The organism is Amorphoplanes friuliensis DSM 7358, assembly GCF_000494755.1.
GTDB lineage: Bacteria > Actinomycetota > Actinomycetes > Mycobacteriales > Micromonosporaceae > Actinoplanes > Actinoplanes friuliensis.
The window spans coordinates 8,243,412-8,268,610 of record NC_022657.1 but is presented as its reverse complement, the minus strand read 5'-3'; the positions used below and the strand labels follow the sequence as shown (position 1 = coordinate 8,268,610).

General features: G+C 69.6%; 25 protein-coding genes. 15 read left to right on the top strand and 10 right to left on the bottom strand.

What is annotated here, in order from left to right; translation table 11 throughout:
- The first annotated feature begins 63 nt into the window (after positions 1-63).
- The 3 genes from AFR_RS38105 to AFR_RS38095 all read left to right on the top strand — a co-directional run bounded on the left by AFR_RS38105 (position 64) and on the right by AFR_RS38095 (position 4,049).
- Positions 64-1,458, top strand: coding sequence for a chitinase (locus AFR_RS38105; RefSeq protein ID WP_023562171.1), 1,395 nt, complete (start codon positions 64-66; stop codon positions 1,456-1,458).
- A 711-nt stretch (positions 1,459-2,169) separates the two neighbouring features.
- Entirely contained in the window at positions 2,170-2,994 is an 825-nt protein-coding gene (locus AFR_RS38100) for a patatin-like phospholipase family protein (RefSeq protein WP_023562170.1), read from the top strand.
- On the top strand, positions 2,994-4,049 hold the full coding sequence (locus AFR_RS38095; protein WP_023562169.1) for a 1-acyl-sn-glycerol-3-phosphate acyltransferase: 1,056 nt from the start codon (positions 2,994-2,996) through the stop codon (positions 4,047-4,049). Before AFR_RS38100 ends, AFR_RS38095 begins: the two co-directional genes overlap by 1 nt.
- Positions 4,050-4,082: 33 nt before the next feature.
- On the opposite strand, the gene AFR_RS38090 is transcribed toward AFR_RS38095, so the two are convergent.
- Together AFR_RS38090 and AFR_RS38085 are read right to left on the bottom strand one after the other, a co-directional pair.
- Positions 4,083-4,892, bottom strand: coding sequence for a LolA-like protein (locus tag AFR_RS38090; RefSeq protein ID WP_023562168.1), 810 nt, complete (start codon positions 4,890-4,892; stop codon positions 4,083-4,085).
- 99 nt (positions 4,893-4,991) lie between these two features.
- Positions 4,992-5,771: an SCO4651 family lipoprotein gene (locus AFR_RS38085; RefSeq protein WP_023562167.1), complete on the bottom strand. Its 780-nt coding sequence runs from the start codon at positions 5,769-5,771 to the stop codon at positions 4,992-4,994.
- Between the two features lie 113 nt (positions 5,772-5,884).
- Here AFR_RS38085 and AFR_RS38080 point away from each other — a divergent pair, with 113 nt between their 5' ends.
- Positions 5,885-6,178, top strand: coding sequence for a 4a-hydroxytetrahydrobiopterin dehydratase (locus AFR_RS38080; RefSeq protein WP_023562166.1), 294 nt, complete (start codon positions 5,885-5,887; stop codon positions 6,176-6,178).
- Between the two features lie 79 nt (positions 6,179-6,257).
- The gene (locus AFR_RS38075) at positions 6,258-7,403 is read left to right on the top strand and encodes an FHA domain-containing protein (RefSeq protein ID WP_023562165.1); all 1,146 of its coding nucleotides are present in this window, start codon (positions 6,258-6,260) and stop codon (positions 7,401-7,403) included.
- On the opposite strand, the gene rocD is transcribed toward AFR_RS38075, so the two are convergent.
- The 4 genes from rocD to AFR_RS38055 all read right to left on the bottom strand — a co-directional run bounded on the left by rocD (position 7,400) and on the right by AFR_RS38055 (position 11,048).
- Complete coding sequence (gene rocD, locus AFR_RS38070) at positions 7,400-8,611, bottom strand: ornithine--oxo-acid transaminase (RefSeq protein ID WP_023562164.1); 1,212 nt, start codon at positions 8,609-8,611, stop codon at positions 7,400-7,402. The two genes, AFR_RS38075 and rocD, sit on opposite strands and share 4 nt — an antisense overlap.
- Positions 8,608-9,414 (bottom strand): dimethylargininase, encoded by an 807-nt coding sequence (gene ddaH, locus AFR_RS38065; protein WP_023562163.1) that lies wholly within the window; start codon positions 9,412-9,414, stop codon positions 8,608-8,610. Before ddaH ends, rocD begins: the two co-directional genes overlap by 4 nt.
- Before the next feature lie 248 nt (positions 9,415-9,662).
- On the bottom strand, positions 9,663-10,334 hold the full coding sequence (locus AFR_RS44295) for an MFS transporter (protein WP_023562162.1): 672 nt from the start codon (positions 10,332-10,334) through the stop codon (positions 9,663-9,665).
- A 105-nt stretch (positions 10,335-10,439) separates the two neighbouring features.
- Positions 10,440-11,048 (bottom strand): ATP-dependent Clp protease proteolytic subunit, encoded by a 609-nt coding sequence (locus AFR_RS38055; protein WP_023562161.1) that lies wholly within the window; start codon positions 11,046-11,048, stop codon positions 10,440-10,442.
- A gap of 130 nt (positions 11,049-11,178) precedes the next feature.
- Between AFR_RS38055 and AFR_RS38050 the strand changes: the two genes are divergently transcribed.
- Positions 11,179-11,997 carry an Fpg/Nei family DNA glycosylase gene (locus tag AFR_RS38050; RefSeq protein WP_041841441.1) on the top strand — a complete coding sequence of 273 codons (819 nt, stop codon included), beginning with the start codon at positions 11,179-11,181 and terminating at the stop codon, positions 11,995-11,997.
- On the opposite strand, the gene AFR_RS48220 is transcribed toward AFR_RS38050, so the two are convergent.
- The 3 genes from AFR_RS48220 to AFR_RS38035 form a co-directional block, all read right to left on the bottom strand.
- The gene (locus AFR_RS48220) at positions 11,983-13,443 is read right to left on the bottom strand and encodes a polysaccharide deacetylase family protein (RefSeq protein WP_238547187.1); all 1,461 of its coding nucleotides are present in this window, start codon (positions 13,441-13,443) and stop codon (positions 11,983-11,985) included. The two genes, AFR_RS38050 and AFR_RS48220, sit on opposite strands and share 15 nt — an antisense overlap.
- A gap of 132 nt (positions 13,444-13,575) precedes the next feature.
- Positions 13,576-14,919, bottom strand: a complete 1,344-nt coding sequence (locus AFR_RS38040; RefSeq protein WP_052359899.1) for an FAD-dependent oxidoreductase — start codon at positions 14,917-14,919, stop codon at positions 13,576-13,578.
- 32 nt (positions 14,920-14,951) lie between these two features.
- Entirely contained in the window at positions 14,952-16,118 is a 1,167-nt protein-coding gene (locus AFR_RS38035) for a carboxylate-amine ligase (RefSeq protein WP_041841440.1), read from the bottom strand.
- A 67-nt stretch (positions 16,119-16,185) separates the two neighbouring features.
- Between AFR_RS38035 and AFR_RS38030 the strand changes: the two genes are divergently transcribed.
- The 4 genes from AFR_RS38030 to AFR_RS38015 all read left to right on the top strand — a co-directional run bounded on the left by AFR_RS38030 (position 16,186) and on the right by AFR_RS38015 (position 19,857).
- Positions 16,186-16,488, top strand: coding sequence for a DUF6412 domain-containing protein (locus AFR_RS38030; RefSeq protein ID WP_023562156.1), 303 nt, complete (start codon positions 16,186-16,188; stop codon positions 16,486-16,488).
- Positions 16,489-16,539: 51 nt separating this feature from the next.
- Positions 16,540-17,196 carry a YidC/Oxa1 family membrane protein insertase gene (locus AFR_RS38025; protein WP_023562155.1) on the top strand — a complete coding sequence of 219 codons (657 nt, stop codon included), beginning with the start codon at positions 16,540-16,542 and terminating at the stop codon, positions 17,194-17,196.
- A gap of 158 nt (positions 17,197-17,354) precedes the next feature.
- Positions 17,355-18,617, top strand: a complete 1,263-nt coding sequence (locus tag AFR_RS38020; RefSeq protein ID WP_041841439.1) for a chitinase — start codon at positions 17,355-17,357, stop codon at positions 18,615-18,617.
- 31 nt (positions 18,618-18,648) lie between these two features.
- Positions 18,649-19,857, top strand: coding sequence for a carbohydrate-binding protein (locus tag AFR_RS38015; RefSeq protein WP_023562153.1), 1,209 nt, complete (start codon positions 18,649-18,651; stop codon positions 19,855-19,857).
- A 25-nt stretch (positions 19,858-19,882) separates the two neighbouring features.
- On the opposite strand, the gene AFR_RS38010 is transcribed toward AFR_RS38015, so the two are convergent.
- Positions 19,883-20,548 carry a DedA family protein gene (locus tag AFR_RS38010; protein ID WP_023562152.1) on the bottom strand — a complete coding sequence of 222 codons (666 nt, stop codon included), beginning with the start codon at positions 20,546-20,548 and terminating at the stop codon, positions 19,883-19,885.
- Positions 20,549-20,642: 94 nt separating this feature from the next.
- Here AFR_RS38010 and AFR_RS38005 point away from each other — a divergent pair, with 94 nt between their 5' ends.
- From AFR_RS38005 to AFR_RS37985, 5 genes are all read left to right on the top strand, one after another.
- Positions 20,643-20,987 (top strand): PadR family transcriptional regulator, encoded by a 345-nt coding sequence (locus AFR_RS38005; protein WP_023562151.1) that lies wholly within the window; start codon positions 20,643-20,645, stop codon positions 20,985-20,987.
- Between the two features lie 64 nt (positions 20,988-21,051).
- Complete coding sequence (locus tag AFR_RS38000) at positions 21,052-22,092, top strand: hypothetical protein (RefSeq protein WP_023562150.1); 1,041 nt, start codon at positions 21,052-21,054, stop codon at positions 22,090-22,092.
- 64 nt (positions 22,093-22,156) lie between these two features.
- Complete coding sequence (locus AFR_RS37995; RefSeq protein ID WP_023562149.1) at positions 22,157-22,594, top strand: hypothetical protein; 438 nt, start codon at positions 22,157-22,159, stop codon at positions 22,592-22,594.
- The gene (locus tag AFR_RS37990; RefSeq protein ID WP_023562148.1) at positions 22,591-23,451 is read left to right on the top strand and encodes a hypothetical protein; all 861 of its coding nucleotides are present in this window, start codon (positions 22,591-22,593) and stop codon (positions 23,449-23,451) included. Before AFR_RS37995 ends, AFR_RS37990 begins: the two co-directional genes overlap by 4 nt.
- Complete coding sequence (locus AFR_RS37985) at positions 23,432-25,078, top strand: alpha-amylase family protein (protein WP_023562147.1); 1,647 nt, start codon at positions 23,432-23,434, stop codon at positions 25,076-25,078. The genes AFR_RS37990 and AFR_RS37985 overlap by 20 nt, the downstream gene beginning before the upstream one ends.
- Positions 25,079-25,199 lie beyond the last annotated feature (121 nt).

The window sequence follows — 25,199 nt, the reverse complement described above, 5'->3', positions numbered from 1 at the left end:
CAGAATCAGTTAACAGTCCTAATAATTGGCCAACTGTCGATCCCTGACGTGGAGGCCACCCCCATGCGCCGTTCACTGATCCTGGCCGTCACCGCTGCTCTGGCGGCCGCCGGCTCCACCGTCTACATAGCCTCGTCCGCGAACGCCGCGGCCGCCTGCGCCCCTGCCTGGTCCTCCTCGGCGGTCTACGTCAAGGACAACCAGGTGTCGTACCAGGCGAAGAACTACACCGCGAAGTGGTGGACCCAGAACGAGGTCCCGACCGCCAGTGGTGAGTGGGGTGTCTGGGCCGACAAGGGTGCCTGCGGTGGCACGACGCCGCCGCCCACGACCCCGCCTCCGACAACAACGCCGCCGCCCACGACCCCGCCGCCGACGACCCCGCCTCCCACGACTCCGCCGCCGACCACCACACCGCCGCCGGCGACCGGGCTGCCGAAGCACGCGCTGATCGGCTACCTGCACTCGAGCTTCGCCAACGGCTCGGGCTACCTGAAGATGGCGGACGTCCCGGCGGACTGGGACATCATCAACCTCGCGTTCGGTGAGCCGACCAGCGCCACCTCGGGCGACATCCGCTTCACCCTCTGCCCGGCGTCGGAATGCCCCGGCGTCGAGAGCGAGGCCGACTTCATCAACGCCATCAAGGCCAAGCGCGCGGCCGGCAAGAAGGTCCTCCTCTCGATCGGCGGCGCCAACGGCCAGGTCCAGCTGACCACCACGGCGGCACGCGACAAGTTCGTCACCTCGGTCAGCGCGATCATCGACAAGTTCGGCCTCGACGGCGTCGACGTCGACTTCGAGGGTCACTCGCTGTCGCTCAACACCGGCGACACCGACTTCAAGAACCCCACCACCCCGGTGATCGTCAACCTGATCGCGGCCCTGAAGTCCCTGAAGTCCCGCTACGGCGCCAACTTCGTCCTGACGATGGCCCCGGAGACGTTCTTCGTCCAGCTCGGCTACCAGTACTACGGCTCGGGCCCGTGGGGCGGCCAGGACCCGCGCGCGGGCTCCTACCTCCCGGTCATCTACGCGATGCGTAACGACCTCACCGTCCTGCACGTCCAGGACTACAACTCGGGCTCGATCATGGGCCTCGACAACCAGTACCACAGCATGGGCGGCGCGGACTTCCACATCGCCATGACCGACATGATGCTGGCGGGCTTCCCCGTCGCGGGCAACACGGCCAACATGTTCCCGGCCCTCCGCGAGGACCAGATCGCCTTCGGCGCCCCCTCCTCGGTCAGCGCCGGCAACGGCTACGTCGCCCCGGCAGGCGTCCAGCAAGCGGTCACCTGCCTGGTCAAGGGCCAGAACTGCGGCGGCTACACGGTCCGCAGCGGCACGAACCCGAACTTCCGCGGCCTGATGACCTGGTCCATCAACTGGGACAAGTTCTACAGCTGGGAGTTCAAGAACAACCACGAGCCGTTCCTCAACGGCCTGGGCTGACAGCAGATCAAGATCAAATGATGGATGGCGACGGTCCGTGCTCAGGCACGGACCGTCGCTCGTTGACAGACCTTGCTGCCGTACGGCCTGACAGCACCTGAATCTGTCAGGTCCACCGCCCGCCAACTCTGCTGCGCCGGGTGCAGGAAGCAGTCCCTGGTGTTGTCACCGGGTCCGGCCGGGCTCAGCGCGCTGGACGCGGTCATGACCAGATTGATTCACCCCAGGCCCGGATCACCACGGCTCCGACCGCTCATCCGGACGCGGCAGATCAAGTGGATCCTTGCCGCGCCGGTGCGGTGTGGAGTCAGGCGGGCCGCGTCGCGGCCGTACAACGCGCGACCAGGTTGTCCGTGCGTAGCGCACGCGCATGTGTCGCAGCTGGACGGGATCGCCGCCCGCGGTCTCGGCACGCGTGCTCCGGACCACCGTCGCCAGCCGCTGCCGCTGCCGCTGCGATCGGCACGGCGCCGAATGCGGCCTAGGTGTCGTGGGTGCTGATGAGCGAGTGGTCACCGCGGTCGGCTGCCGCTAGTAGGACGAGAGCCTGCTTGGACCTTGGTCTTGGAGCACGCAGCCGGCGTTCGGCGGGAGCGACGGTCAGGGACATGCAATCAGGCACGACATGAAGTTGAACTTGGGCAGGGAGCCCGGCCGGCGCGAGGAACCGCTTGATCTTCGGTTGAGAGAGCGTCGTGAAACGATGGGCTCATGGATGGGCCGGTTGCTTTTGTGCTGGGTGGGGGCGGCGTGCTCGGCGCCGTGCAGGTCGGGATGCTGCGGGCGTTGTTCCGGGCGGGCTTTCGGCCGGATGTCGTCGTCGGGACGTCGATCGGTGCGGTGAACGGCGCGCTCGTCGCCGCCGATCCGTCCGAGGCGGTCACCGAGCGGCTGGTACGGCTCTGGTCGTCGCCCGAGGCCGCCGAGGTTTACGGGGACTCGCTGGCCCGGCAGCTGAGGCGGTTCGCGGCCCGGACGCATCTGCACTCGCCGTTGCCGTTGCGGCGGTTGCTGACCAGTGAGCTGGGGGAGAACTGCGAGTTCTCCGATCTGAAGGTGCCGTTCCGGTGTTGTGCGGCGAGCATCGAGCGGGCGGCCGAGCACTGGTTCGACAGCGGGCCGCTGGTCGACGCCGTGCTGGCTTCGTCGGCTGTGCCGGGGTTGTTGCCGCCGATGGAGGTCGGTGGGGAACATTTTGTCGACGGAGGGATCGTCAATTCGATTCCGATCGGCGAGGCTGTGCGGGTCGGGGCGAAACAGATCTTTATTTTGCAGGTGGGGCGGATCGAGCGGCCGCTGGTGGTGCCGAAGCGGCCGTGGGAGGTGGCGCAGGTGGCGTTCGAGATTGCCCGGCGGCATCGGTTTGCGCGGGATGTTGCGTCACTGCCCGAGGATGTACGTGTGCACGTCCTTCCGACCGGCGGCGGTGAGAGCCGCGACGACTCGCCGTGGGCCTACCGGGACATGGCGGCTGCGGGACGGCGGATCAGCCGGGCCTACACCGCGTCGCGGCGTTATCTTGCGGCGAACGTCTGATGCTGCCTCCCGTGTGGGTGCGGCGGCTCGTGCTGGCCCCGCTGGTTGTTGTCCTTGCGGTGGTGCTGCTCACGACCCTGCCGGTGTGGATGCTGCTGGCGCTGGCCGCTTCGCCGCTCGTGCCGGGGCATCTGCGGGTGCCGCGGCTGGTGTTCCTGGCGGTTGCCTATCTGGTCTGGGACGCGGCCGCGCTGGTCTGTCTGGCCGTTCTGTGGGTCGCTTCGGGGTTCGGGTGGCAGATCCGCAACGCGTGGTTCCAGCGGGCGCACTACGTGCTCACCGGGTGGTTCCTGGACGCGCTCTTCTGGGTCGCGAAGTGGTCGCTGCACCTGACTGTCGACGTTGTCGGCACCGACCCGGACACCGGCATGCCGGGGCGTCCGGAGGTTGTCGTGAGCCGGCACGCCGGGCCGGGTGACTCGTTCGTCCTGATCCACGGGCTGGTCAACTGGTTCGACCGGGAGCCGCGCATCGTGCTGAAGGCGACGCTGCAGTGGGATCCCGCGGTCGACATCCTGCTCAACCGTCTGCCGAACAGGTTCATCTCGCCCGGTCACACCCGCACCCACTCGCTGGAGCAGGAGATCAGCGAGCTGGCGACGGGGCTGGACGACAACGACGCGTTTGTGATCTTCCCGGAGGGTGGCAACTTCACGCCCCGCCGCCGGGTGCGGGCGATCGCCCGGCTGCGGGACAAGGGCCTGGAGGACATGGCGGTCCGCGCGGAGGGCCTGCGGAACGTTCTGCCGCCGAAGCCGGGCGGGTTGTTCACGGCGATCGACGCTGCCCCGGACGCCGGGGTGATCTTCTGCGCCCACACGGGGCTCGACCGGATGATCACCGTCGGGGACATGTGGCGGGAGCTGCCGATGGACAAGCAGCTGGTCATGCGGTTCTGGAGTGTCCCGCCGGAGGAGGTGCCCGCCGACGAGGAGGAGCGGGTGCTCTGGCTCTACGACTGGTGGGCGCGCATCGACACGTGGATCGAGGAGAACAAGCCGCAGTCCCGCCCGCTCGGCACGGACTGGACAGCACGACGCCGGGTGTCCTCTTAGCGAGAAGCACCCGGCGTGTGATGAAGCGGTGGGTCAGCCGCCCAGGCTGGTGTACAGGTTGTCCGGCGCCTCGGTGATCTCCGACGCGGCGGGCTTCTTCGCGTCGACCTTGAGGCCGTAGTCCGTGTAGAGGACCTCGAGCGGCGGGTTCTGCTGGCCGTTGACCGGCGGGAGCTGGATGGTCAGCGCCGACAGGCGGCCCTGGTCGTCCAGGCCGGCCGTGAACGGCACGTCCTGCGCCTGCGCGCCCCACGTGTCGATCATCGTCTTGCTGACGCCGGCGACGCCCGCGGCCTTCGACAGGTCGAGGGTGCCCTTGTAGCTGCGCGAGTCGACCTTCTGCACGTCGGTCGTCGAGGTCAGCAGCTGCGCGGTGTTGGCCGGGTCGATCTGGCCGGGGCGCAGACCGACGTTGGCGCCCTCGGGCAGGCGGGACACGTCGACGTGGGTCCACGTGCCGGCCTTGGTGATGCCCGGGACCTGCAGGTAGAGGTCCTGGCCGACGATCAGCGTCTTGACGTTGATCTCGGTGTTCGGCCCGGTCGCGGTGAGCGTGCCGGTGCCGATGCCGTTCGGGGCGTCCATCTCGCCGAGGAGCTTGAGGCCCGGCCCGGACGTCATGGTGACCTTGAAGCTCGTGGTGCCGAGCGCGGCGGTGGCCGAGGCGAGCTCGGCAGCGGCGGCCGGGTCGGCGGGGCCCGCACTGGCGGAGGCGCTGGGAGTGTCTGCCGCCGGCGCGCTGGCGCCCGGGGTGGCGTCTGTGTCGGCCGTGCAGCCGCTCACCGCGAGAGTGACCGCGGCCATCGATGCGAGGCCGAGTCCGGCGAGTCGTGGCGTCCGCATGTCGGTCCTTCCTTGCCCTGCCGCTCGTCCAGGGGGTGACGAGGGTCGGGGGGTCAAATGCCCGATGTGACTTCTTCGCAAACGGATGCCCGTGGTTGCTCAGTTGTCGAGCAGGCCCGCGAACTCCTTGGGCAGCTCGCCGACCTGCTTGGCCGGGGGCGCCTCGACCGACACCGGCGTACCGAAATCGGTGTAGGTCGTCTTGATCTTGCCCGTGCCCTGGCCCAGCGAGCTCATGTCGAGCGTCAGCCCGGTCAGGCGGTCCTGGTCGTCGGTCGTGGCCGTGAAGGGAACGTCGGTCATCTTGCCGCCGAGCGCCTTCAGGCTCTCCTTGTTGTACTGCGGCGACTTGCTCAGGTCGAGCGTGCCCTTGAAGTCGTGCGCACCGACCTTCTCGACCTTGGTCATGGCTTCGATCAGCGCCTTGGTGTTGCCCGGGTCGTCCTTCGACATGATGGTGAGGCTGCTGCCCTTGGCCAGCTCGGTCGCGTCCACGTGCATCCACGGCTTGCTGCTCTCGGTGCCGAGCAGCGAGGACATCTGCCCGCCGAACTTCAGATAGACGTCGTCGCCCAGCTTGCGGAACTCGATCTTGGTGTCCTGGCCCAGCAGGCCGAGGTCCATCGCCATCTTCGCGGTGCCCGCCGCCGGGTCCGCCACGCCGGACATGCTGATCGCGCCGGCCATGTCCATGTCGACACGCATGCTCTGCTCACCGAGGCGCTTGGCCGCCGCGGCCAGCTCGGCCTTCGGAGCGGCCTCCGGGACGTCCGCAGAGGCACCGGCGCGCGGCTGCACCTTGTCCGCCGGACCGCATCCGGCCAGGCCCAGAGCGGTCATCAGGGCGAGTCCGGCGATCGCCAGCCGTCGATTTCTCATGGAATTGCCTTCCGGTCGGTCCCCCGCGTTCCGGCGCTCACCGTAGCGAAGCGGTGCGACATCCCGGACCGAGCAGCCGTGGCCGGTGGGCGTACGGGCACTAAGGTTGGCTCATGGCTGACCTGCTCGACGCCGATTCCGTACGCAGTGCCGTGGCCGTTCTCGACGGCTGGGAGGGCGGGACGGACGCGATCGTGCGTACTGTCGGCCTGCGCAGTTTTCCCGCGGCGATAGCCGTGGTGGACCGGGTGGCGAAGGTCGCCGAGGAGATGGACCACCATCCCGACATCGACATCCGCTGGCGCACCCTGACCTTCCGCTGCGTCACGCATGCGGCCGGTGGCGTCACCACGCGCGACATCGCGCTCGCCAACCGTATCGATCGGATCCTGGCCGACGCCTCCTGATCGACCTGATTCGCCGTGCGGCGGGGCCAGACGGCATGATGGCCGGAGGTAGCCGCATGCGCACGTACAGGGAGGCCCCGTGAGATTCGAGGTCAGCAAGGTCCTCGACGCCATCGAGGCCCGTCTCACCACCGACCCTGCGCTCGCCCGGGCCGTGGTCGACCTGTCGGAGATCGTGCGCTACGCCGATCTCGACGGCGGTCGCCCGGCCAGCATGCTGCGGCTCGGCCTGGTCATCGACGCGCTCGGCCGGCACGTGTCGGAGGAGAACGTCCCCGTGTACGCCGTGGTGCCGCGCGGCCTGCTCTCCGACGCCGACCTGACCTCGAACGAGCGCATGGTCGTCCGCCGCTGGGCCGACGACGGTGTGGTCGAGGTGGTCCCGCAGCTCGACGACCGGGTGCTCGAGGCGGCCGAGCTGCTCGGACTGCCCGTGCTCACCCGCACGAGGGCCGAGCAGTTCCGTGACCGCCGCCCGTGGGTCGAGGAGCCGGGACGGCTGCTCGCCGCGGTGCCCGGCGCCGGGGGACCGGTCCTGGTGGCCCGCATCGGCCGCGGGGAGATCCCGGCGGTGGGCGAGCCCTCCCCGATGGGCCAGAAGCTCCTCGCGCGCGTCTGGAGCTGCCCCGAGCCCAACTGCAACGCCTTCGGCTCCGGCGGTGACCCGGACAGCCCGTTCTCGGACATGCGCAAGTTCACCGCGCCGGTCGCCCAGCCGCCGCCCTCGCTGCGCTCCGGCGCGCCGACGTGCCCGCGGCACGGCTCCCGTCTCAAGGACGCCGGTCCGCGTCCCGAGGTCGAGGTCCTCTCGGTACGCATCGACGGCGTCGTCCGCCAGCGCTTCGTGGTGTCCACGGACAAGCCGGTCGTGGTCGGCCGCGCGCCGGAGGGTGGTGGTGTCATGCTCGGCCAGTGGCTGACCGACGACGCCCGGAAGTGGATCAGCCGTGGTCACGTCCGGCTGGCGCTGCACAACGGTGAGCTGACCGCGCAGGACGTCAGCACCAACGGCACGGGCATCCGCCCCGGTGGCTCGACGGACGACGACGACCGGGTCACGCTGAACCGTGACGAGACCCGGGTCCTCGCGGGCAACGACGTCGTGGAGCTCTACGGCGGTGTGAACGTGGGCCGGGCCAAGCTGTGGGCCACGGGCGGCGTGACCCAGCCCTCGTCGGTCATGGCCGAGGCTCCGACCATGGCCATCCGCAAGTTCGAGCGCTAGCGCAGGATCGCTGCCAGCTGGGCCACGGCGTGGTCCAGGTCTTCTTCCGTGACGACCAGTGGCGGCGCCAGGCGGATCGTCGAGCCGTGGGTGTCCTTCGCCAGCACCCCGCGGGCGGCGAGCCGCTCGACGGCCTCACGACCGGTCATCAGCGCCGGGTCGATGTCGACTCCGGCCCAGAGACCACGCCCGCGGACGGCGAGCACACCCTGGCCGATCAGGGCGGTCAGGCTGTCGTGCAGGCGGGCGCCCAGGCGGGCCGAACGCTCCTGGAACTCGCCGGTGGCCAGCAGGCGGACCACCTCGGCGCCCACGGCGCAGGCCAGTGGGTTGCCGCCGAAGGTCGAGCCGTGCTCGCCGGGCTTGAGCACACCGAGCACGTCACGGTTCGCCGCGACCGCCGACACCGGCACGATGCCGCCGCCGAGGGCCTTGCCGAGCAGGTACATGTCCGGGACGACCCCTTCGTGCTCGATCGCGAAGGTCTTTCCCGTACGCCCGAGGCCGGACTGGATCTCGTCGGCGATGAACAGCACGTTGGCGTCGTCGCACAGCTCGCGGACACCGGCGAAGTAACCCTCGACGGGGACCAGCACGCCGGCCTCGCCCTGGATCGGCTCGAGCAGCACAGCCACGGTGTTCGGCGTGATCGCGTCGGCCAGTGCCGCCAGATCCCCGTACGGGATGATCTTGAAGCCGGGGGTGTACGGCCCGAAATCGTCGCGGGCGTCCGGATCGGTGGAGAAGCTGATGATCGTGGTCGTGCGGCCGTGGAAGTTGTCCGCGGCGACGATGATCTCCGCCTGCCCGTCCGGCACACCCTTGACCTGGTAACCCCACTTGCGGGCGACCTTGATGCCGGTCTCGACGGCCTCGGCGCCGGTGTTCATCGGGAGCACCAGATCCTTGCCGCAGAGCTCGGCCAGCCCCTGGCAGAAGTCCGCGAACTGGTCGTGCACGAACGCCCGGCTGGTCAGCGTGAGCCGGTCGAGCTGGGCGTGCGCGGCGGCGATCAGGCCGGGGTGCCGGTGGCCGAAGTTCAGCGCCGAGTAGCCGGCGAGGAAGTCCAGGTAGCGGCGGCCGTCGACGTCGGTGACCCAGGCGCCCTCGGCGTCGGCGATGACCACGGGCAGCGGGTGGTAGTTGTGGGCGGTCCAGCGTTCGGCGGCGGCCAGCGCGGCCGGGGTCCGCAGGTCGAGGTCGGTCACGCGCGTACCTCCAGGGTGCAGCACTTCGGTCCGCCGCCGGCCTTGCGCAGCTCGGACACGTCGACGCCGATCGTCGCGTAGCCGGCCGCCTGCAGCGCCGCGGTCAGCGCTGTGGCCTGCACCGGCAGCACCACGGTACGGCCGTCGCTGACGGCGTTGAGGCCCAGCACCTCGGCGTCGGCGGGGGTGGCGATCACCGCGTCCGGGAAGAGGCGGCGCAGCACGGCCTGCGAACCCGGCGAGAACGCCGACGGCAGGTACGCGATGTTGCGCTCGTCCAGCACGCACAGCGCGGTGTCGAGGTGGTAGTAGGCGGGGTCGACCAGCTGCAGCGTGATCACCGGACGGCCGAAGACCTCCTGGGTCTGCGCGTGGGCGGCGTGGGAGGTGCGGAAACCCGTACCGGCGAGCAGCACGTCGCCGGCGAGCAGGATGTCACCCTCGCCCTCGTTCGTGTGCTTCGACTCGAAGACCTCGAAGCCGTTGCCGGCGAACCAGGCGGCGTACGCGGGGGCCTCGTCGGCCCGCTCGGCGTCCCGGAACTGCACGGCGAGCACCTTGCCGTCGACGACGGTGGCGCCGTTGGCGGCGAAGACCATGTCGGGCAGGCCGGGCAGCCCTTCGATCAGGTCGACGGTGTGACCGAGGTCGAGGAACGTCTGCCGAAGGTTCTCCCACTGGCTGACGGCCAGGGCGGTGTCGTACGGCGCCGTCGGATCCATCCACGGATTGATCCGGTAAGTGACGGCGAAGTGCGTGGGCCGGCACATCAGATAGCGGCGCGTCGGGGCGGTGGTCGTCATGAGGGCAACGCTATGCGCGAAGTACCTGCGCAGGCCCCGGAACAATGCTGCGCGACGCGGCTGATCGTTGCGTGATCGCCGGGCCGCGCGGAGATTTGTTGCACGTGCGTCGGGGGCGGCGAACCGCCGCCCCCGGACCAACGTTTCCGGCGAACCGCCGGAGGTGTTCGGGGCGAGGCGGTCGGTGAACCGCCCCGGTTCCGAGATTCACCGGCGGCGCATCGCCGCCGGTGAATGTCAGGTACCCGTCAGAAGCGGTTCACAAACTGTGCGTCGAGCCACTCCCGGACGCTGGTCACCGGCTGCATGTCGGTGCCGAGCCAGGACAGCGAACCGGTCAGGGCCAGCACGCCGACCACGATCGCTCCCAGCGAGAGGATCATGCCGATCAGGGCGTCGGTCTTGCCGGCGATGTGCCGCTTGCCGGTGGCGGAGATGCCACCGAGCGACAGGATCAGGCCCAGCACGCCCAGGCCGATCCCGTACCCCAGGAGGGGCCCGGACAGCACGAGCAGGGCGGCGGCGACACTCACGATCAGGCCGAGCGTGGCGAGCAGGCTGGCCCGGGGCTTCGGCCCGGCGACAACGGGCGGCTCGGCGGGCCGCGCGGCTGTCCGGTCGGCCGGGCTGCCGGTCACAGGCGGCTGCTCGATGGTCTTCTCGTCGGCGTTCCGGTCGGCCGGACGGCGCTCGGGAGCGCGCAGGTCCGGGCTCTTCAGATCGGCCGTGGTGTCCTCGTCGGCGGAGCGGCGGCGCTCGACGACCGTCGGAGGTGCGGCGGGCGGAGGCGTCACCGTCGGCATGGTCGCGGTCGGGGGATCGGTCCGCTGACGCACCGGGGTGGTGGAACTGGTGGCGACAGCCGGACGCTCTTCGGTCTCAGTGGTGTCGGACTGGCGGGAGAACGTCGGGAGCCTCACGTCAGCACCTCCTTCAGGCTTCGGGGACTGCACTCGCTATACCCCGAAGACCCGAAGGTGACACAAAGGGCGCCCGGAAGACCGGACGCCCTTCGCGGAAGAGGCTCAGACCAGCGCGGTGGTCGCCGTGACGTCGGCCGCCTTGCTGATCACGTGGTCGACGATCCCGTAGTCCTTCGCCTCCTGGGCGGTGAACCAGCGGTCACGGTCCGAGTCGATCCCGATCTCCTCCGGGGTGTGACCCGTGTGGAACGCGATGCGCTCGTTCATGACCTTCTTGATGTGCAGCATGCTCTCGGCCTGGATGGCGATGTCGGCCGCGGTGCCGCCGATGCCGCCGGAGAGCTGGTGCATCATCACCCGTGCGTGAGGCAGGGCGTACCGCTTGCCGGCGGTGCCGGCGCAGAGCAGGAACTGCCCCATCGAGGCCGCCATGCCCATCGCGATCGTGGCCACGTCGTTCTTGATGTACTGCATGGTGTCGTAGACAGCCATGCCCGCGCTGATGGAACCACCCGGCGAGTTGATGTACAGGGCGATGTCCTTCTCGCTGTCCGCCGAGGCCAGCAGCAGCATCTGCGCGCAGATGCGGTTGGTCACCTCGTCGTTGACCTCGCTGCCGAGGAAGATGATGCGCTCCCGCAGCAGCCGCTCGAAGACCTGGTCGTCAAAGGATGCGCCGCCGCCCCGCATCGTGATCTCGTCAACACTCATGGACCCACCCTCTCGCACCAGCCGGACGTGTGATGCACCCACCCGGCATTCGACGCTTACCACCTTCCCCGCTATCACCCCCGGAACCCAGCAATTCTCCTCAGGGCGAAAGCCCGGCTAGGGTTTCCGGGTGCCAGAGGGACACAGTATTCATCGGTTGGCGGCGCGGCACCGGGCGCTTTTTGCCGGACGGGTGGTTGCCGTCGACAGCCCGCAGGGGCGGTTCGAGGCGGGCGCCGCGCTGATCGATGGGCGGCGGCTGGTCGACACCGAGGCGTACGGGAAACATCTGCTGCACCACTTCGAGGGTGAGCGGACGCTGCACATCCACCTCGGGTTGTACGGGAAGTTTGCCGACGGCGAGGGGTCGTTGCCCGTACCGGTGGGGCAGCTGCGGATGCGGATGGCCGATGCGCGGCACTGGCTGGAGCTGCGCGGGCCGACGGCGTGTGAGGTGCTCGATCCGGGCCTGGTCGCTGTGCTGCGGGCGCGGCTCGGGCAGGACCCGCTGCGGGACGACGCCGACCCGCGGGCCGTGTACCCCCGGGTTGCCGCCAGTTCGAAGCCGATCTTTGCGCTGCTGATGGATCAGACGATCGTGGCGGGCTGCGGGCTGATCTTCGCCAACGAGGTGCTCTTCCGGGCGGGGCTCGCGCCGACGATGCCCGGCCGGTCCGTCACTCTCCGGTGCTGGGACGAGCTGTGGGACGACCTGCGCGGGCTGATGAAGGAGGGTGTCGTGCGGGGGCGGATCGACACCGTCCACACCGCTCACACGCCGGAGTCCATGCGGCGGGCGCCGCGGGTCGACCGGCACGGTGGTGAGGTGTACGTCTACCGGCGGACCGGGCAGCCGTGCCTGGTCTGCGGCACCCCGATCGTCCGGGGGCCGCTCGCCGGGCGGAACCTCTACTGGTGTCCTACCTGCCAGGCGTCACAGGCCGGCTGACGCGGGGGCGTCGGCGACCGGCGGTTTCGGCTCGGGCGGCAGGCCCAGCTCGAAGCGGTCGATCAGCCACGGCAGCAGCTCGTCGTAGGCGGCGATCGTGTCGGGCTGGTTGAAGTCGTGGGACAGCACGATCGAGCCCGGGCGTACGTGTTTCTGGACGCCCTTGACGATCTTCTCGATGTGCGTGGCGTCGGTCTCGGTGTCGAGGTGCTCCCAGTCCCGCGGGTCGACCTCCCAGTAGAGGGAGGTCATGCCGTCGGCGTACGCGGTCTCGACCAGCGCGTCGGAGAAGTTGCCACCGGGGGCCCGGAAGAACGGGATCGCGGCGCCCGGCACCGCGGCGTCGATCGCCTCGTTGGTCTTGCGGAGGTCGGCCTGGATCTTCGCCGGCTTGTCCTTGCCGATCGTCAGGCTGTGGTCCCAGGTGTGGTTGCACAGGGTGTGCCCGGCCGCGGCGATCTGCCGGACGATGTCCGGGTGCCGGCGGACCTGCGATCCGACCAGGCAGAAGGTGGCCTTGACCTGGTATTTCGCCAGCAGCTCGAGGATCTTCGGGGTCTGCACGGGGTCGGGGCCGTCGTCGAAGGTGAGCGCCACCGTGGACGAACCGGTGGTGATGAACGACTTGGCGGGCCCGGTGCCCTCGGGCACGACCACGGTCGGCTTCTCGACCGGCGCGGAGGCCGACGGCTTGGGGGCGCCGGGTGCCACGGGCTTGGCCGGAGCCGTCGCCGCGGGCTCGGCGGGGGTGTCGGTCTTGCCGGGCGTCTTCGCCTGCGGCTCGGCGGGCTTCTCTTTTTTCTTCGCGGGCTTGGTGACCTGCACGATCGCGTGGTCGGCGGCGTTGATCGGGTTGACGTCGGTGGTGGCGCGCTGCTGCATCGGCACGACGATCAGCATCAGTCCGATCGCGACGAGCGAGGCCAGCAGTGCCTGCTGGCGGCGGCGTCCGACCAGCAGCCAGGACTCGATCGGCAGGGTGCCCGGCGCGCGGTGGGAGCCCGTGACCGGCGGGCGGCCGTTGTCCGCAAGTGCCCAGTCGCGCACAGCTCCGGCCGCGTCGCGGACGACGGGCAGCGGGCGGACGGTGATGGCGAGCGGATCGCCGGCCTTGGCGTGCCGCCCCCGCGGTGCGGAGCCGGCGGCACCCGAACGAGTGGCCCGCGCGGGCTTGTCGACCTTGGCGCGGCGCGGTGTCAGGTCCAGCGACGTACGCCGTCCTCCGGCGATCCGCGGCGTCGCGGGCGGACGCAGCACGGTGGGGTCGGCGAGCGACTCGGGCCGCCGGTGCCGTCCGTTCGAGGTCTCACCCTCGAGGATCTGCACGTGCGGGAAGCCGCCGGTCGTGGCAGTCAGTGCGTCGCTGTTACGGGCGCGCGTCGCCGGCTGCGCCGCGTGCCGCGGTCCGGATCCCGACGCCGTACGTGTGGATGGGTGCGACGGCATTCGTCATGCCTACCGGTTTACAAGATCGAAAACGATACCGCATTCGTGATCATCGAGTGACCGGAAGTAATCAGTGCCTGTCAGAGCCCTGGACGCAGAGCGGATTGATGGCAACACATCGGACGATATGTGTCAGCCGGCGGCGTGCACCGCGTCCGTCGCCTTGCGTGCCGCGATCAGCACGGGATCCCAGACCGGTGAGAACGGCGGCGCGTAGCTCAGATCAAGAGCCGTCATCTCCTCGACCGTCATGCTGTTCCAGACGGCGATCGCCAGTGAGTCGATGCGCTTCGCGGCCTCCTCGCGACCGACGATCTGTGCGCCGAGGAGCAGGCCGGTCCGGCGTTCCGCGATCAGCTTCACCACCATCGAGCTGGCACCCGGGTAGTAGCCCGCCCGGCTCGTCGACTCCACCGAAGCGGTCACATAGGCGAAGCCCGCCTTCGCGGCCTCCTTCTCGGTCAGCCCGGTCCGGGCCACCTCCAGCTCGCAGACCTTGGTCACCGCGGTGCCGATCACACCCGGGAAGGTTGCGTACCCGCCACCGATGTTGATGCCCGCGACCCGCCCCTGCTTGTTGGCGTGGGTGCCCAGGGGCATGTGGACGGGCTGGCCGCTGACGCGGTGCACGGTCTGCACGCAGTCGCCGGCTGCCCAGAGTCCGTCGATGTGCCCGGACGGCCCGACGACCCGCATCTGCAGGTCCGTCCGCAGTCCGCCCGTCACGCCCACCGGGATGCCCGACTCGGCCGCCAGGGCGGTGTTCGGGCGTACGCCGAGACCCAGGACCACGATGTCGGCCGGCAGAGTGCCGCCGGGGGTGACCACCGCCGACACCCGTCCGTCCCTGGTCTCCAGACCCTGCACGTGAGTGTCGGTGCGGACCTCGATGCCCAGGCCGCGGATCGCCTCGCCAACACGTTCGCCCATGTCCGGGTCGACCGTGGACATCGGCTGCGCCGAGCGCTCCAGCAGTGTCACGGCGAGACCGCGCTGGACCATTGCCTCGGCCATCTCGACACCTACGTAACCACCGCCGATCACCACTGCGTGCCGTGGCTTCGGGTCACTTTCGAGCCAGGCGTGGATCGCGGTGCCGTCGTCGAGGGTCTGCACGCCGAACACGCCGCCGCCGTCGATGCGCGCCCAGTCGGGTGTCACCGGTACGGCGCCGGTCGCGTACACGAGGTGGTCGAAACCCTCCCGGAGCTCGCCGCCGCCGTCGAGGTCTCGGGCGATCACCTCGCGGCGGTCGAGGTCGATCGCGGTCACCTCGTGCCGGGTGTGCACGAGGATGCCGGCGTCGCGGTGGGCCTCCGGGGTCCGGGCGATCAGCGCGTCGCGCTCCTTGACGGCTCCGCCGATCCAGTACGGGATCCCGCACGCCGAGTAGGACGTGAAGTGGCCCTTCTCGAACGCGACGATCTCCAGGTCATCGGGGCCCAGGCGCTTACGGGCCTGCGACGCGGCGGACATCCCGGCCGCGTCGCCGCCGACGACGACAAGTTTCACCGATCACCCCGGGTGGCGGCGGCGAGCCAGTCGACCACGTCCTCGACCGAGCCCTGCTTCGACAGCAGCGCGCGCTGGCGGGCGGCGCCGGTACCGCTGCTGCGCAGGCGGTCCATCAGCACCGTGACCAGCTCGAGGTCGCCGTGACGATCGAGTTCGGGGGTGACGTAGTCGAAGAGCTGACGCATCAGCTTCCAGGCCGGCTTCGGCTCACGGGTGGCCATGTCGATGTTGAGGCCCTCGAGCCCGTCGTGGGCGGCCCGCCAGTGCGCGGCCATCACCAGCGGGTGCGGCACGTTCGGCGCGGGCTTGCCGTCCTCCACCTCGCGCAGCAGTGTCGAGACCAGGCCGCGGGTGAGGGCGGCCAGCAGGATGGTGATGTCGAGGGTCGGGCAGACGTCACCCATCCGGATCTCGACCGTGGGGTAGTTCGCCGACAGCCGGGCGTACCAGTAGAGCATTCCCTCGTCGAGCATCGCGCCGCTCGCCACCAGGTCGGACACCATCGTCTCGTACTGCTCGTGCGACTCGAGGTACGGCGTGGGGCCCACGGTGGGCCAGCGCTCCCAGAGCATGGAACGCCAGCTCGCGTACCCGGTGTCGCGGCCCGCGAAGAGCGGGGAGTTGGCCGTCGCGGCCTGGAGGATCGGCAGCCAGGGGCGCAGGTGGTTGAGGATCTGCACGCCGGTCTCCGGGTCGGGGACGCTGACGTGGACGTGCATGCCGTTGAGCCCGGCGCCGGGGGACAGGTCACCGAAGCGCTCCCGCATGCGGTGGTACCGCGGGGAGTCGACGATCCGGGAGGCCTGGCCCGGGGCCGGTGCGGCGCCGACGGCGATCAGCCGGACGCCGGCGCGCTCGGCGGACGCGGCGAGTCCGGTCCGCAGACGCCGGAGCGAGTCGAACAGGTCACCCAGCTCCAGCTGCGGCGGGCTGGCCGTCTCGATCTGACTGCGCATGAGCTCGTGCTGCACCGAGTCCCGGATGTCGTCGCTCAGCTGGTCGAAAACCTCCTCGACCGCCTCCACCGCTCGTGGCTCGACGGCGTCGACGAGCAGGTACTCCTCCTCGACGCCCAGCGTGAGGAGTCCCTGTGCCGCTGCTTCGCCGGCCATCTCCTCGGAGATCGATGTTGCCGTTCCCGCGCCCTCCGAAGTTGCCATGCCGCCGTTTTACCCGATCACCGCCGACCGAAAACGACCGTTGCGCTCACGGCGTAGTGTCGGATCCATGCTGCTGCTGGGGTTCTGGGCGTTCGCCGCCCTGCAGAGCCCGGCCCTGCAGAGCCCCGGCCAGGGAGCCTCGTCGCAGCTCGTGCTCGGCCTCGCGGTCGCCGCGGCGGCCCTGCTGCTGGTCCTGGCTGCGGCCGGGGGCCTCCCGGTCCCCGCGTTCCGCGCCGCGACCGGTGGTGTCGCCCTGGCCGTGCGGGCCCGGACCCGTCGCCTGCCCCGCCTGCTCGACCCCGCCGCCGCCGGGCGGCCGCGCCCTCGAGCGCCGTCGGCGTCCCCGGTGGTCGCGCTTCCCGCACGCTGAAGCCCGCCCACCTCCGCGTCCACCTTCCTTTCGGACCGCAGGGGTACGCCCATGTCCATTTCCGCTGCGCTCGACGCTGTCCTCGGTGTTGCGCACTCCGCCCTCGAAGGTCTCGGCACCTTCCTGACCCCGACGCTCGCGATCATCGTTTTCACGGTGCTTATCCGGTTGTTGATCAGTCCGTTGACCTGGCTGCAGATCCGTTCCGCCCAGCGGGGTGCCGCCCTGGCCCCGCAGCTCGCCGTGCTGCGGGAGAAGCACCGCGACGATCCGATGGTGCTGGCGACCGAAACACTCGCGCTGCAACGCGCGAACGGGGCGAGCCCGTTCGCCGCGATGTTGCCGGCGCTGGCGCAGGCGCCGTTCTTCATGCTGATGTACCACCTGGTCCAGTCCGGGTGGGCCGGCACTCTCTTCGGCGTCCCGCTCGCCGCTCACCTGTCGGCGGGACTGCCGGTCTTCGCCGTGCTGCTGGCGCTCTCGGTTGCCCTCGCCTGGTGGCCCGCACGGCGCACTCGGATGCAGATGGTGGCTTCGGGGTCGGCTGCCGATCCGCTGACCCGGATCATGGGCCTGCTGCCGTACCTGACCGTGGTGATGGTCGCGTGGCTGCCGCTGGCCGGCGGCATCTACCTCGTCACTTCCACGGCCTGGACTGCGCTGGAACAGCTCGTCCTGCGCCGCCCCATGGACCAGTTCAGCAGGTAGCGGCTTTTATCAATGTGTGAACGGACCGGTCGGAGGCGTGAGCTGCGCCTTCGGCCCGGGCACCTTAAAGAAGTTTAAGGTCGGCACCGCTGGACTTGGACTGTTAACAGTCCTAATAATCGAGCTATCTCACTGCTCGACGTGGAAGGCCCACCCCCATGCGCCGATCCCTTGTCCTCGCTGTGTCCGCCGCACTCGCGGCCGCCGGCTCCGCTGTCTACATAGCTTCTTCCGCGAGCGCTGCCGCCGCCTGCGCCCCCGCCTGGTCCTCCTCGACGGTCTACGTCAAGGACAACCAGGTGTCGTACCAGGCGAAGAACTACACCGCGAAGTGGTGGACCCTGAACGAGATCCCGACCGCCAGCGGCGAGTGGGGTGTCTGGGCCGACAAGGGCGCCTGTGGTGGTGGCACGACCCCGCCGACCACGCCGCCTCCCACCACGCCCCCGACCACGCCTCCCACGACACCGCCGACAACGCCTCCCACGACGCCTCCCACCACTGTGCCGCCGGGCACCGGGACGCTGCCGAAGCACTTCATCACCGGGTACTGGCACAACTTCGACAACCCGGCCAACGAGATCAAGCTCGCCGCCGTGCCGACCACGTACGACCTGGTCGCGGTCGCTTTCGCCGACGCCACCAGCACGCCGGGCGCGGTCTCGTTCAGCATCGACCCGGGCCTGTCGTCCGCGGTCGGCGGTTACACCAACGAACAGTTCAAGGCCGACATCGCGACGCTCCACTCGCGCGGCAAGAAGGTCATCATCTCGGTCGGCGGCGAGCGTGGCTCGGTTGCCGTGGGTGACTCGGCCGCGGCGACGAACTTCGCCAACTCGGTCTGGTCACTGATGCAGACGTACGGCTTCGACGGTGTCGACATCGACCTGGAGAACGGCCTCAACCCGACCTACATGGGTCAGGCGCTCCGCAGCCTGCGCAGCAAGGCCGGCGCCAACCTGATCATCACGATGGCCCCGCAGACCATCGACATGCAGAACCCGGCCGGCTCGTACTTCAAGCTCGCGCTCGACATCAAGGACATCCTCACGGTCGTCCACACGCAGTTCTACAACTCCGGCGCGATGCTCGGCTGCGACAACAACGCCGCGTACGGCCAGGGCACGGTCAACTTCCTCGTCGCCCTCGCCTGCATCCAGCTCGAGGCGGGGCTGCGTCCCGACCAGGTCTCCCTGGGCCTGCCGGCGACCCCCAGCGCGGCCGGTGGCGGTTACGTCGCCCCGTCCGTGGTCAACCAGGCGCTCGACTGCCTGGCCCGCGGCACGAACTGCGGTTCCTTCAAGCCGCCGCGCACCTACCCCGGCATCCGGGGCGCGATGACCTGGTCCGTCAACTGGGACGTCACCACCGGCAACGGCTGGGCCAACACGATCAAGCCGCACCTGTCCACCCTGCCCTGATCGCGCCCGCCCGCACTGAAGACAGAAACCTATGAAGCTCAGCAGGAAATACGCCGCCGCGCTCGCGGTGGTCCTGGCCACGGCCGGAATCGGTACGACCGTGCTGCTGGCGCCGGGTGCGTCCGCCGCGGCCGCCTGTGCCCCCGCGTGGAGTTCCTCGGCGGTCTACGTCAAGGACAACACCGTCTCGTACCAGGCGAAGAACTACACCGCGAAGTGGTGGACGCAGAACGAGGTCCCGACCGCCAGCGGTGAGTGGGGCGTCTGGGCCGACAAGGGCGCCTGCGGTGGTGGCACGACGCCGCCGACCACCCCGCCGACCACCCCACCCACGAACCCGCCGACCACCCAGCCGCCGGCCACGGGTACGAAGATGGCGTCCGCGCCGTACATCTACCCCGGCTGGGGCAACCCGCCCGCGCCCTCGACCGTCATGAACGCCACCGGCATCAAGGCGTTCACCATGGCGTTCGTGCTGGCCAACGGCTGCAACCCGGTCTGGGACGGCGAGGGTGGCCTGACCGGCGGTGCACACGAGAGCACGATCAACGCCATCAAGGCGGCCGGCGGCTCCGTCGTCCCGTCGATCGGCGGCTGGAGCGGTAACAAGCTCGGCCCGAACTGCTCGACCCCGGAGGCGCTCGCCGGCGCGTACCAGAAGGTCATCAACGCCTTCGGTCTGAAGGCGATCGACATCGACATCGAGAACACCGACGAGTTCGAGAACTACGCGGTGGCGGACCGGATCGTCGGCGCGCTGAAGATCATCAAGCAGAACAACCCGTCGGTGAAGACGATCCTGACCTTCGGCACCACGCCGACCGGCCCGAACACCCACGGCATCCGCCTGATCAACCAGTCGAAGGCCCTGGGCGCCAACATCGACATCTTCACCCAGATGCCGTTCGACTTCGGCGGCGGCGCCGACATGTACGCGAGCACCGTGGGCGCCTCTGAGGGCCTGAAGAACCAGCTCAAGTCGACCTTCGGCTGGAACGACGCGCAGGCGTACTCGCACATGGGCATCTCCGGCATGAACGGCCTCTCGGACCAGCAGGAGGTCACCTCGCAGGCGACCTGGACCAAGATCCGTGACTACGCGAAGAACAACAACTTCGCGCGGTTCACCTTCTGGGCCGTGAACCGGGACCGTGGCTGCGCCGGTGGCGGCGTGGTCTCCGACTGCAGTGGCATCGCACAGACCGACTGGGAGTTCACCAAGATCTCCGCAGGCTTCTGACCCACCCCGTACGCGCGGCCGCGGATCACCTGTCCGCGGTCGCGCGCCGGCGTTTACGGACCTTCTTGACGACCCAGCTCCCGATCGCGATCACGAAGAACGCCATGATCGCGTAGTCGAAGTAGCTGCTGTACTTCTCCAGCTGCTGCCAGCGGGAGCCCAGCGCGTAACCGCCGCCGATGAACAGGCAGTTCCAGATGCCGCTGCCGAGCGTGGTGAGCAGCGTGAACATCCCCAGCTGCATGTGGTTGGCGCCCGCCGGGATCGACACCAGGCTGCGGACCACCGGTGCCATGCGGCCGAAGAACACCGCGCCCTTCTCGTGCTTCTCGAACCACCGGTCGGCGGTGCTGAGGTCGTCGGCGTCGACCAGGGGGATGCGGTCCAGCCAGCGCCGCAGCCGCTCCTCGCCCAGGGCGTACCCGAGCCAGTAGAGCGCCAGCGCGCCCAGCACCGAGCCTGCGGTCGCGGCGATCGCGACCAGCACCAGGTTGACCTTGCCCGAGCCGGCCAGGTAACCCGCCATGGACAGGACGATCTCGCTGGGGATCGGCGGGATCAGATTTTCCAGCGCGACGAGCAGGCCCACGCCCACCTCGCCGAGCGACTCGATGACCGATGCCACCCAGCCGGTCAGGCCGCCCAGCTGACTGGGCTCGGTCTCCGCTGCCAGGTACTGCGGCACGCTCATCGGCTCTCCTCGTTTGTCGATCGACAACGCTTACCCGTCATCCAGCGTACGAACCGCTTGCCGTATATACCTGTCATCGGTATATGCTGCCGCCATGACCGAGACACCCATGCGTGAGCCGACCTTCCTGGTCCTCACCGCTCTGGCCGCAGGCCCGCAGCACGGGTATGCCGTGATCGAGGACGTCGCGCGGATGACCGACGGCCGTGTCCGGCTGCGGGCGGGCACGCTGTACGCCGCTTTGGACCGGTTGCGCGTCGACGGGCTCATCGAGGTCGACCGGGAGGAAGTGGTGCAGTCCCGGCTGCGCCGCTACTACCGCCTCGCCGGACTGGGCGAGAAGCGTCTCGCCGCCGAGACCGGCCGCCTCCGTCAGCAAGCGACGATCGCCGAGCGCCGCCTGCGGGCCCTCCACGACCTGGGAGGGGCACCCGCATGATCGGCTGCACCGGAGCGAGCTTGCGAGCGCAGGGCCAGGCGAGCATGCGAAAGGTAGGCACAGAATGACCGCGCCGTTGGAGCTTCGGTATCGCCGGTTGCTGGCCGTTTACCCGGCGGATCACCGCCGCATCTACGCGGAGGAGATGGTCGGTGTGCTGATGGAGGGCGCGGAGCCCGGCCAGCAGCGTCCCGCCCTGGCCGAGGCCGCGAACCTGGTGTGGTCCGGCCTGATCGCCCGTCTCGGGCGAGGGGCGCAGGGGCTGCGCAGCGCGCTCTGGCGTGACGCGGCAGCCGTGGCCGCGCTCGCCGGCGTTGTCATGCTGCTGTTCGTCCCGGCTCGCCGGTTGTACTTCGGCCTGCAGAACTTCGTGAACTTCGGCGACCCGATGCGCGCCTACGGTTTCGACGGCGGCCTCCTGATCGACGTGGCGGCACGCTCGGCGATCTGGCTGGCGGTGCTCGTCGCCGTCCTTCTGGCCGCGAAGCGCATGTCCGTCGCCCTCGGCGTCGCCGGGCTGCTCGTGGAGGTCGCCGCGCTGGTGGTCCGGGCGTTTGTCGTCGAGTTCCATGCCATCCGGATGTCCTGGGTGCTCGCCCTGGCCGGTGCCACGCTGACGTTGCTGGTGCTGGCCCGGAGCGGACGTCCGGTCACCGGGATGCTGGGCCGGCGCGGCCGGGCCATGCTCGCTGCCGGTGTGGCCACGGCCGGTGTCACCGCGTCGGCGTTGCCCGGGGACCGGTCCCCGGTGCAGATCCTCGGCGTGATCGAGGTGACTGACGCGCTCTACCTGGTCGCGGGCGGTCTGTTGCTCGCCGGGGTCCACCGGGTGCCCGGCCGGGTCCGCCGACGGGCCCTCGTGCTGATCGCTCCGCTGCTGGCGGTGCCGTGGGCCCAGCACCTGCTCGAAGACGCGATCTCCATGAGCACCGCGCGGTACGTCAGCACGGGCATGATCGTGGCCGATGTCGTGATCATGACCGTGGTGCCCGCCGCCGTGCTGGCCGCGGCTCTCGGGGTGCTGTTCCTCCGGGAGCAGGTCGTGGTCTCGGTGACGCGGAGCCGGCCGGACGCCGAGACCGGCGCACCCGCATCGTCCGCGTGAACGACGCCGCCGCGCCGCCCTGGGATGGCCCGGGGTGGCGCGGCGGCGGTAGTGTCCCGGCGCGATGGAAACGTTGAGCACACGAGGCCGCGCGATCCGGGTCGCGGTGACCGCGCTCGGGGCGTTGCTGCTGCTCCTGGGCACCCTGTGGGGCCAGGACGACGACTTCCCGTTCGGGCCGTTCCGGATGTACTCGACCGCCCCGGACCCGAACGCGGACGCCCCCGACACCCGGGTCGAGGGTGTCGACACGACCGGCCGGACGATCGTGCTGACCGAGGCCAACAGCGGTCTGCGCCGGGCCGAGATCGAGGGTCAGCAGCGGGCGTACATCGACGATCCCGGCCGGTTGCGGCAGGTCGCCGTCGCCTACGCCGAGAAGAGCCCGGGTGCGGCGCCGCTGACCACCGTGCGGATCGTCATCCGCTGGGAGGGCATCGAGCACTCGCGGCCCACCGGCACGAGCCGCGACGAGACCATCGCCACCTGGACGGCGCCGTGAAGTGGCTGTTCGCGCCCGTGCCACTGGGCCGGGTCGCCGCCTTCCGCACGCTGATCTACCTCTTCGTCGCCGCCGACCTGGTGATCTTCACTCCCTGGGTACGCCACCACGCCAGCACACCGGGTGACCTCTACGAGCCGCTGCTGGTCGGACGGCTGCTGCACCTGCCGACCCCGACGCCGCTGCTGGTGCACGGCATCTTCTGGGCGCTGCTCGTCCTCGCCCTGGCTGCCGCGACCGGCCGTGCGCCACGGCTGCTCGGCTGGACCGTCTTTGCGCTCTATTTCGAGTGGATGGTCATCGCGATGAGCTACGGCAAGGTCGATCACGACCGGGTCGGGCTGCTGGTCGCGCTGGCCGTCCTGCCCACGGTCGGCCGGGCCCGCCACGGAGACCCCACGCGTACGGAGTCCGGTGGCTGGGCGCTGCGCGTCACCCAGGTCGCGGTGGTCTGCACGTACTTCCTGGCGGCGTGGGCGAAGCTGCGGTTCGGCGGGCTCGACTGGGTCACCAGTTCGGTGCTGGCCCGGGCGATCGTCCGGCGCGGCACCGACCTGGCCGACCTGATCGCGGGTGTGCCGTACCTGTTGATCCTGGCGCAGGTCGGAATCATCGCGTTCGAGCTGGCCAGCCCGGCGATCTTCTTCCTGAAGCCGCGCTGGCGGAACTACGCCGTGGCCTTCTTCTACTCGTTCCACGTCGTCACGTTCGCGACCATCACGATCTCCTTCGCGCCGCACCTCGCGGCGATCACGAGTTTCCTGGCGCTGGAGAAGGTTCGTCCCGTGGTGTGGGTCCGGGGTTTCCTCGCGCGGCGTCGCGGAGAAGTAGAGAGCCATGAGCGACCGGTGGTATGAGAAGGCCGTCATTTATTGCCTCGACCTCGACACGTACGCCGATTCCAACGGCGACGGTGTCGGTGACATCAAGGGGCTGATCGGGCGCCTCGATTACCTGGCCCGGCTCGGGGTGACCTGCATCTGGCTCAACCCGATCCACCCGACGCCCGACCGCGACGACGGTTACGACGTGTCGGACTTCTACAACATCGACCCGCGCTTCGGGAACCTCGGTGACTTCGCCGACCTGCTGCACGAGGCCCGTGACCGGGGCATCCGGGTCATCATCGACCTCGTCGTGAACCACACGTCGGACCAGCACCCGTGGTTCCAGTCGGCGCGGTCGTCGCCCGACTCGCCGTACCGGGACTGGTACGTCTGGGCCGACAGCGAGCCCGACGACCGGCACCAGGGCATGGTCTTCCCGGGTGAGCAGGCCGAGACGTGGACCTACGACCGCACCGCGAAGAAGTGGTTCTACCACCGCTTCTACAAGTTCCAGCCGGACCTGAACATCAACAACCCGCAGGTCCGCGAGGAGATCAAGAAGATCTGCTCGTTCTGGCTCCAGCTCGGCGTCTCGGGTTTCCGGATGGACGCGGTGCCGTTCATCATCGAGGAGACCCAGCCGGGCAACCCGAACCCCCCGAAGGACTTCGAGTTCCTCTCCGAGCTGCGCCAGCACGTGCAGTGGCGGCAGGGGGACGCGGTCCTGCTGGCCGAGGCCAACGTCGAGCCGGAGCAGCTCAAGGACTTCTTCGGTGACGCGGGCGGCTCCGCCAACCGCATCCACATGCTGTTCGACTTCATGCTCAACGGGCGGTTCATGCTCGCCCTGGCCCGGAAGAACCCCGAGGGCATCATCGACGCGCTCCGGGACACCCCGAAGCTCCCGGTGGGCGGCCAGTGGGCGACCTTCCTGCGCAACCACGACGAGGTCGACCTGTCCCGGCTCACCTCCGAGCAGCGCGCCGAGGTCTTCGAGCAGTTCGGCCCGGACGAGAACATGCAGCTGTACGGTCGCGGCATCCGTCGCCGGCTCGCCCCGATGCTCGGTGGTGACCGCCGCCGCGTCGAGCTGGCGTACGCCCTGCAGTTCAGCCTCCGTGGCACACCGGTGCTGCGGTACGGCGAGGAGCTGGGCATGGGTGACGACCTCACGCAGGACGGCCGCAACGCGATCCGTACCCCGATGCAGTGGTCCCTGGCGGCCAACGGCGGCTTCTCGACGGCACCCGCCGACAAGCTCGTCCGCCCGGTGATCAGCGGTGGCGACTTCGGCTACGAGACGATCAACGCGACCCTGCAGCGGCACGACCCCAACTCGCTGTTCTCGTGGTTCGAGCGAATGATCCGCGCGTTGCGCGAGGCGCCGGAGGTCGGCAGCGGGAGCTGCACCCACGTCGACGTGCCCGCTCCCACCGGTCTGCTCGTGCACCGGGCGGACGACACCACGGGGACGATGCTCTTCTTGCACAACCTCAGCGACGAGGACTGTGTCGTGGACCTGAGCAGCATCTATCCGGAGGCGGACTTCCCCAACGACGTGCTCGCCGACCAGAAGTACGCCGAGCCCGGCAAGTTCGACGAGCTGGCGGTGGCCGGGTACGGATACCGCTGGATCCGGGTGTGCCGGAACGCCTAAAGAAGATGCACCCTTAGTGCGGTTACGGTGGCGGGCGCAACCACTTGTTAGAAGAACCCGCCCCGTAACCCACGGGTAACAACTGGGTTAGAGTCGGCCGGAAACCGATGGACGATCACAG

Bases quoted from the DNA above. Each gene is read 5' to 3' on its own strand.
- AFR_RS38025 (WP_023562155.1), top strand. From the start codon at position 16,540: ATGTCCATTTCCGCTGCGCTCGACGCTGTCCTCGGTGTTGCGCACTCC.
- AFR_RS38040 (WP_052359899.1), bottom strand. From the start codon at position 14,919: ATGTCCGCCGCGTCGCAGGCCCGTAAGCGCCTGGGCCCCGATGACCTG.
- AFR_RS37995 (WP_023562149.1), top strand. From the start codon at position 22,157: ATGGAAACGTTGAGCACACGAGGCCGCGCGATCCGGGTCGCGGTGACC.
- AFR_RS38015 (WP_023562153.1), top strand. From the start codon at position 18,649: ATGAAGCTCAGCAGGAAATACGCCGCCGCGCTCGCGGTGGTCCTGGCC.
- AFR_RS38055 (WP_023562161.1), bottom strand. From the start codon at position 11,048: ATGAGTGTTGACGAGATCACGATGCGGGGCGGCGGCGCATCCTTTGAC.
- AFR_RS38020 (WP_041841439.1), top strand. From the start codon at position 17,355: ATGCGCCGATCCCTTGTCCTCGCTGTGTCCGCCGCACTCGCGGCCGCC.
- AFR_RS38005 (WP_023562151.1), top strand. From the start codon at position 20,643: ATGACCGAGACACCCATGCGTGAGCCGACCTTCCTGGTCCTCACCGCT.
- AFR_RS38100 (WP_023562170.1), top strand. From the start codon at position 2,170: ATGGATGGGCCGGTTGCTTTTGTGCTGGGTGGGGGCGGCGTGCTCGGC.
- AFR_RS38090 (WP_023562168.1), bottom strand. From the start codon at position 4,892: ATGCGGACGCCACGACTCGCCGGACTCGGCCTCGCATCGATGGCCGCG.
- AFR_RS38000 (WP_023562150.1), top strand. From the start codon at position 21,052: ATGACCGCGCCGTTGGAGCTTCGGTATCGCCGGTTGCTGGCCGTTTAC.
- AFR_RS38105 (WP_023562171.1), top strand. From the start codon at position 64: ATGCGCCGTTCACTGATCCTGGCCGTCACCGCTGCTCTGGCGGCCGCC.
- AFR_RS37985 (WP_023562147.1), top strand. From the start codon at position 23,432: ATGAGCGACCGGTGGTATGAGAAGGCCGTCATTTATTGCCTCGACCTC.
- AFR_RS38095 (WP_023562169.1), top strand. From the start codon at position 2,994: ATGCTGCCTCCCGTGTGGGTGCGGCGGCTCGTGCTGGCCCCGCTGGTT.
- AFR_RS38030 (WP_023562156.1), top strand. From the start codon at position 16,186: ATGCTGCTGCTGGGGTTCTGGGCGTTCGCCGCCCTGCAGAGCCCGGCC.
- AFR_RS38035 (WP_041841440.1), bottom strand. From the start codon at position 16,118: ATGGCAACTTCGGAGGGCGCGGGAACGGCAACATCGATCTCCGAGGAG.
- ddaH (WP_023562163.1), bottom strand. From the start codon at position 9,414: ATGACGACCACCGCCCCGACGCGCCGCTATCTGATGTGCCGGCCCACG.
- AFR_RS38080 (WP_023562166.1), top strand. From the start codon at position 5,885: ATGGCTGACCTGCTCGACGCCGATTCCGTACGCAGTGCCGTGGCCGTT.
- AFR_RS48220 (WP_238547187.1), bottom strand. From the start codon at position 13,443: ATGCCGTCGCACCCATCCACACGTACGGCGTCGGGATCCGGACCGCGG.
- AFR_RS38085 (WP_023562167.1), bottom strand. From the start codon at position 5,771: ATGAGAAATCGACGGCTGGCGATCGCCGGACTCGCCCTGATGACCGCT.
- AFR_RS38010 (WP_023562152.1), bottom strand. From the start codon at position 20,548: ATGAGCGTGCCGCAGTACCTGGCAGCGGAGACCGAGCCCAGTCAGCTG.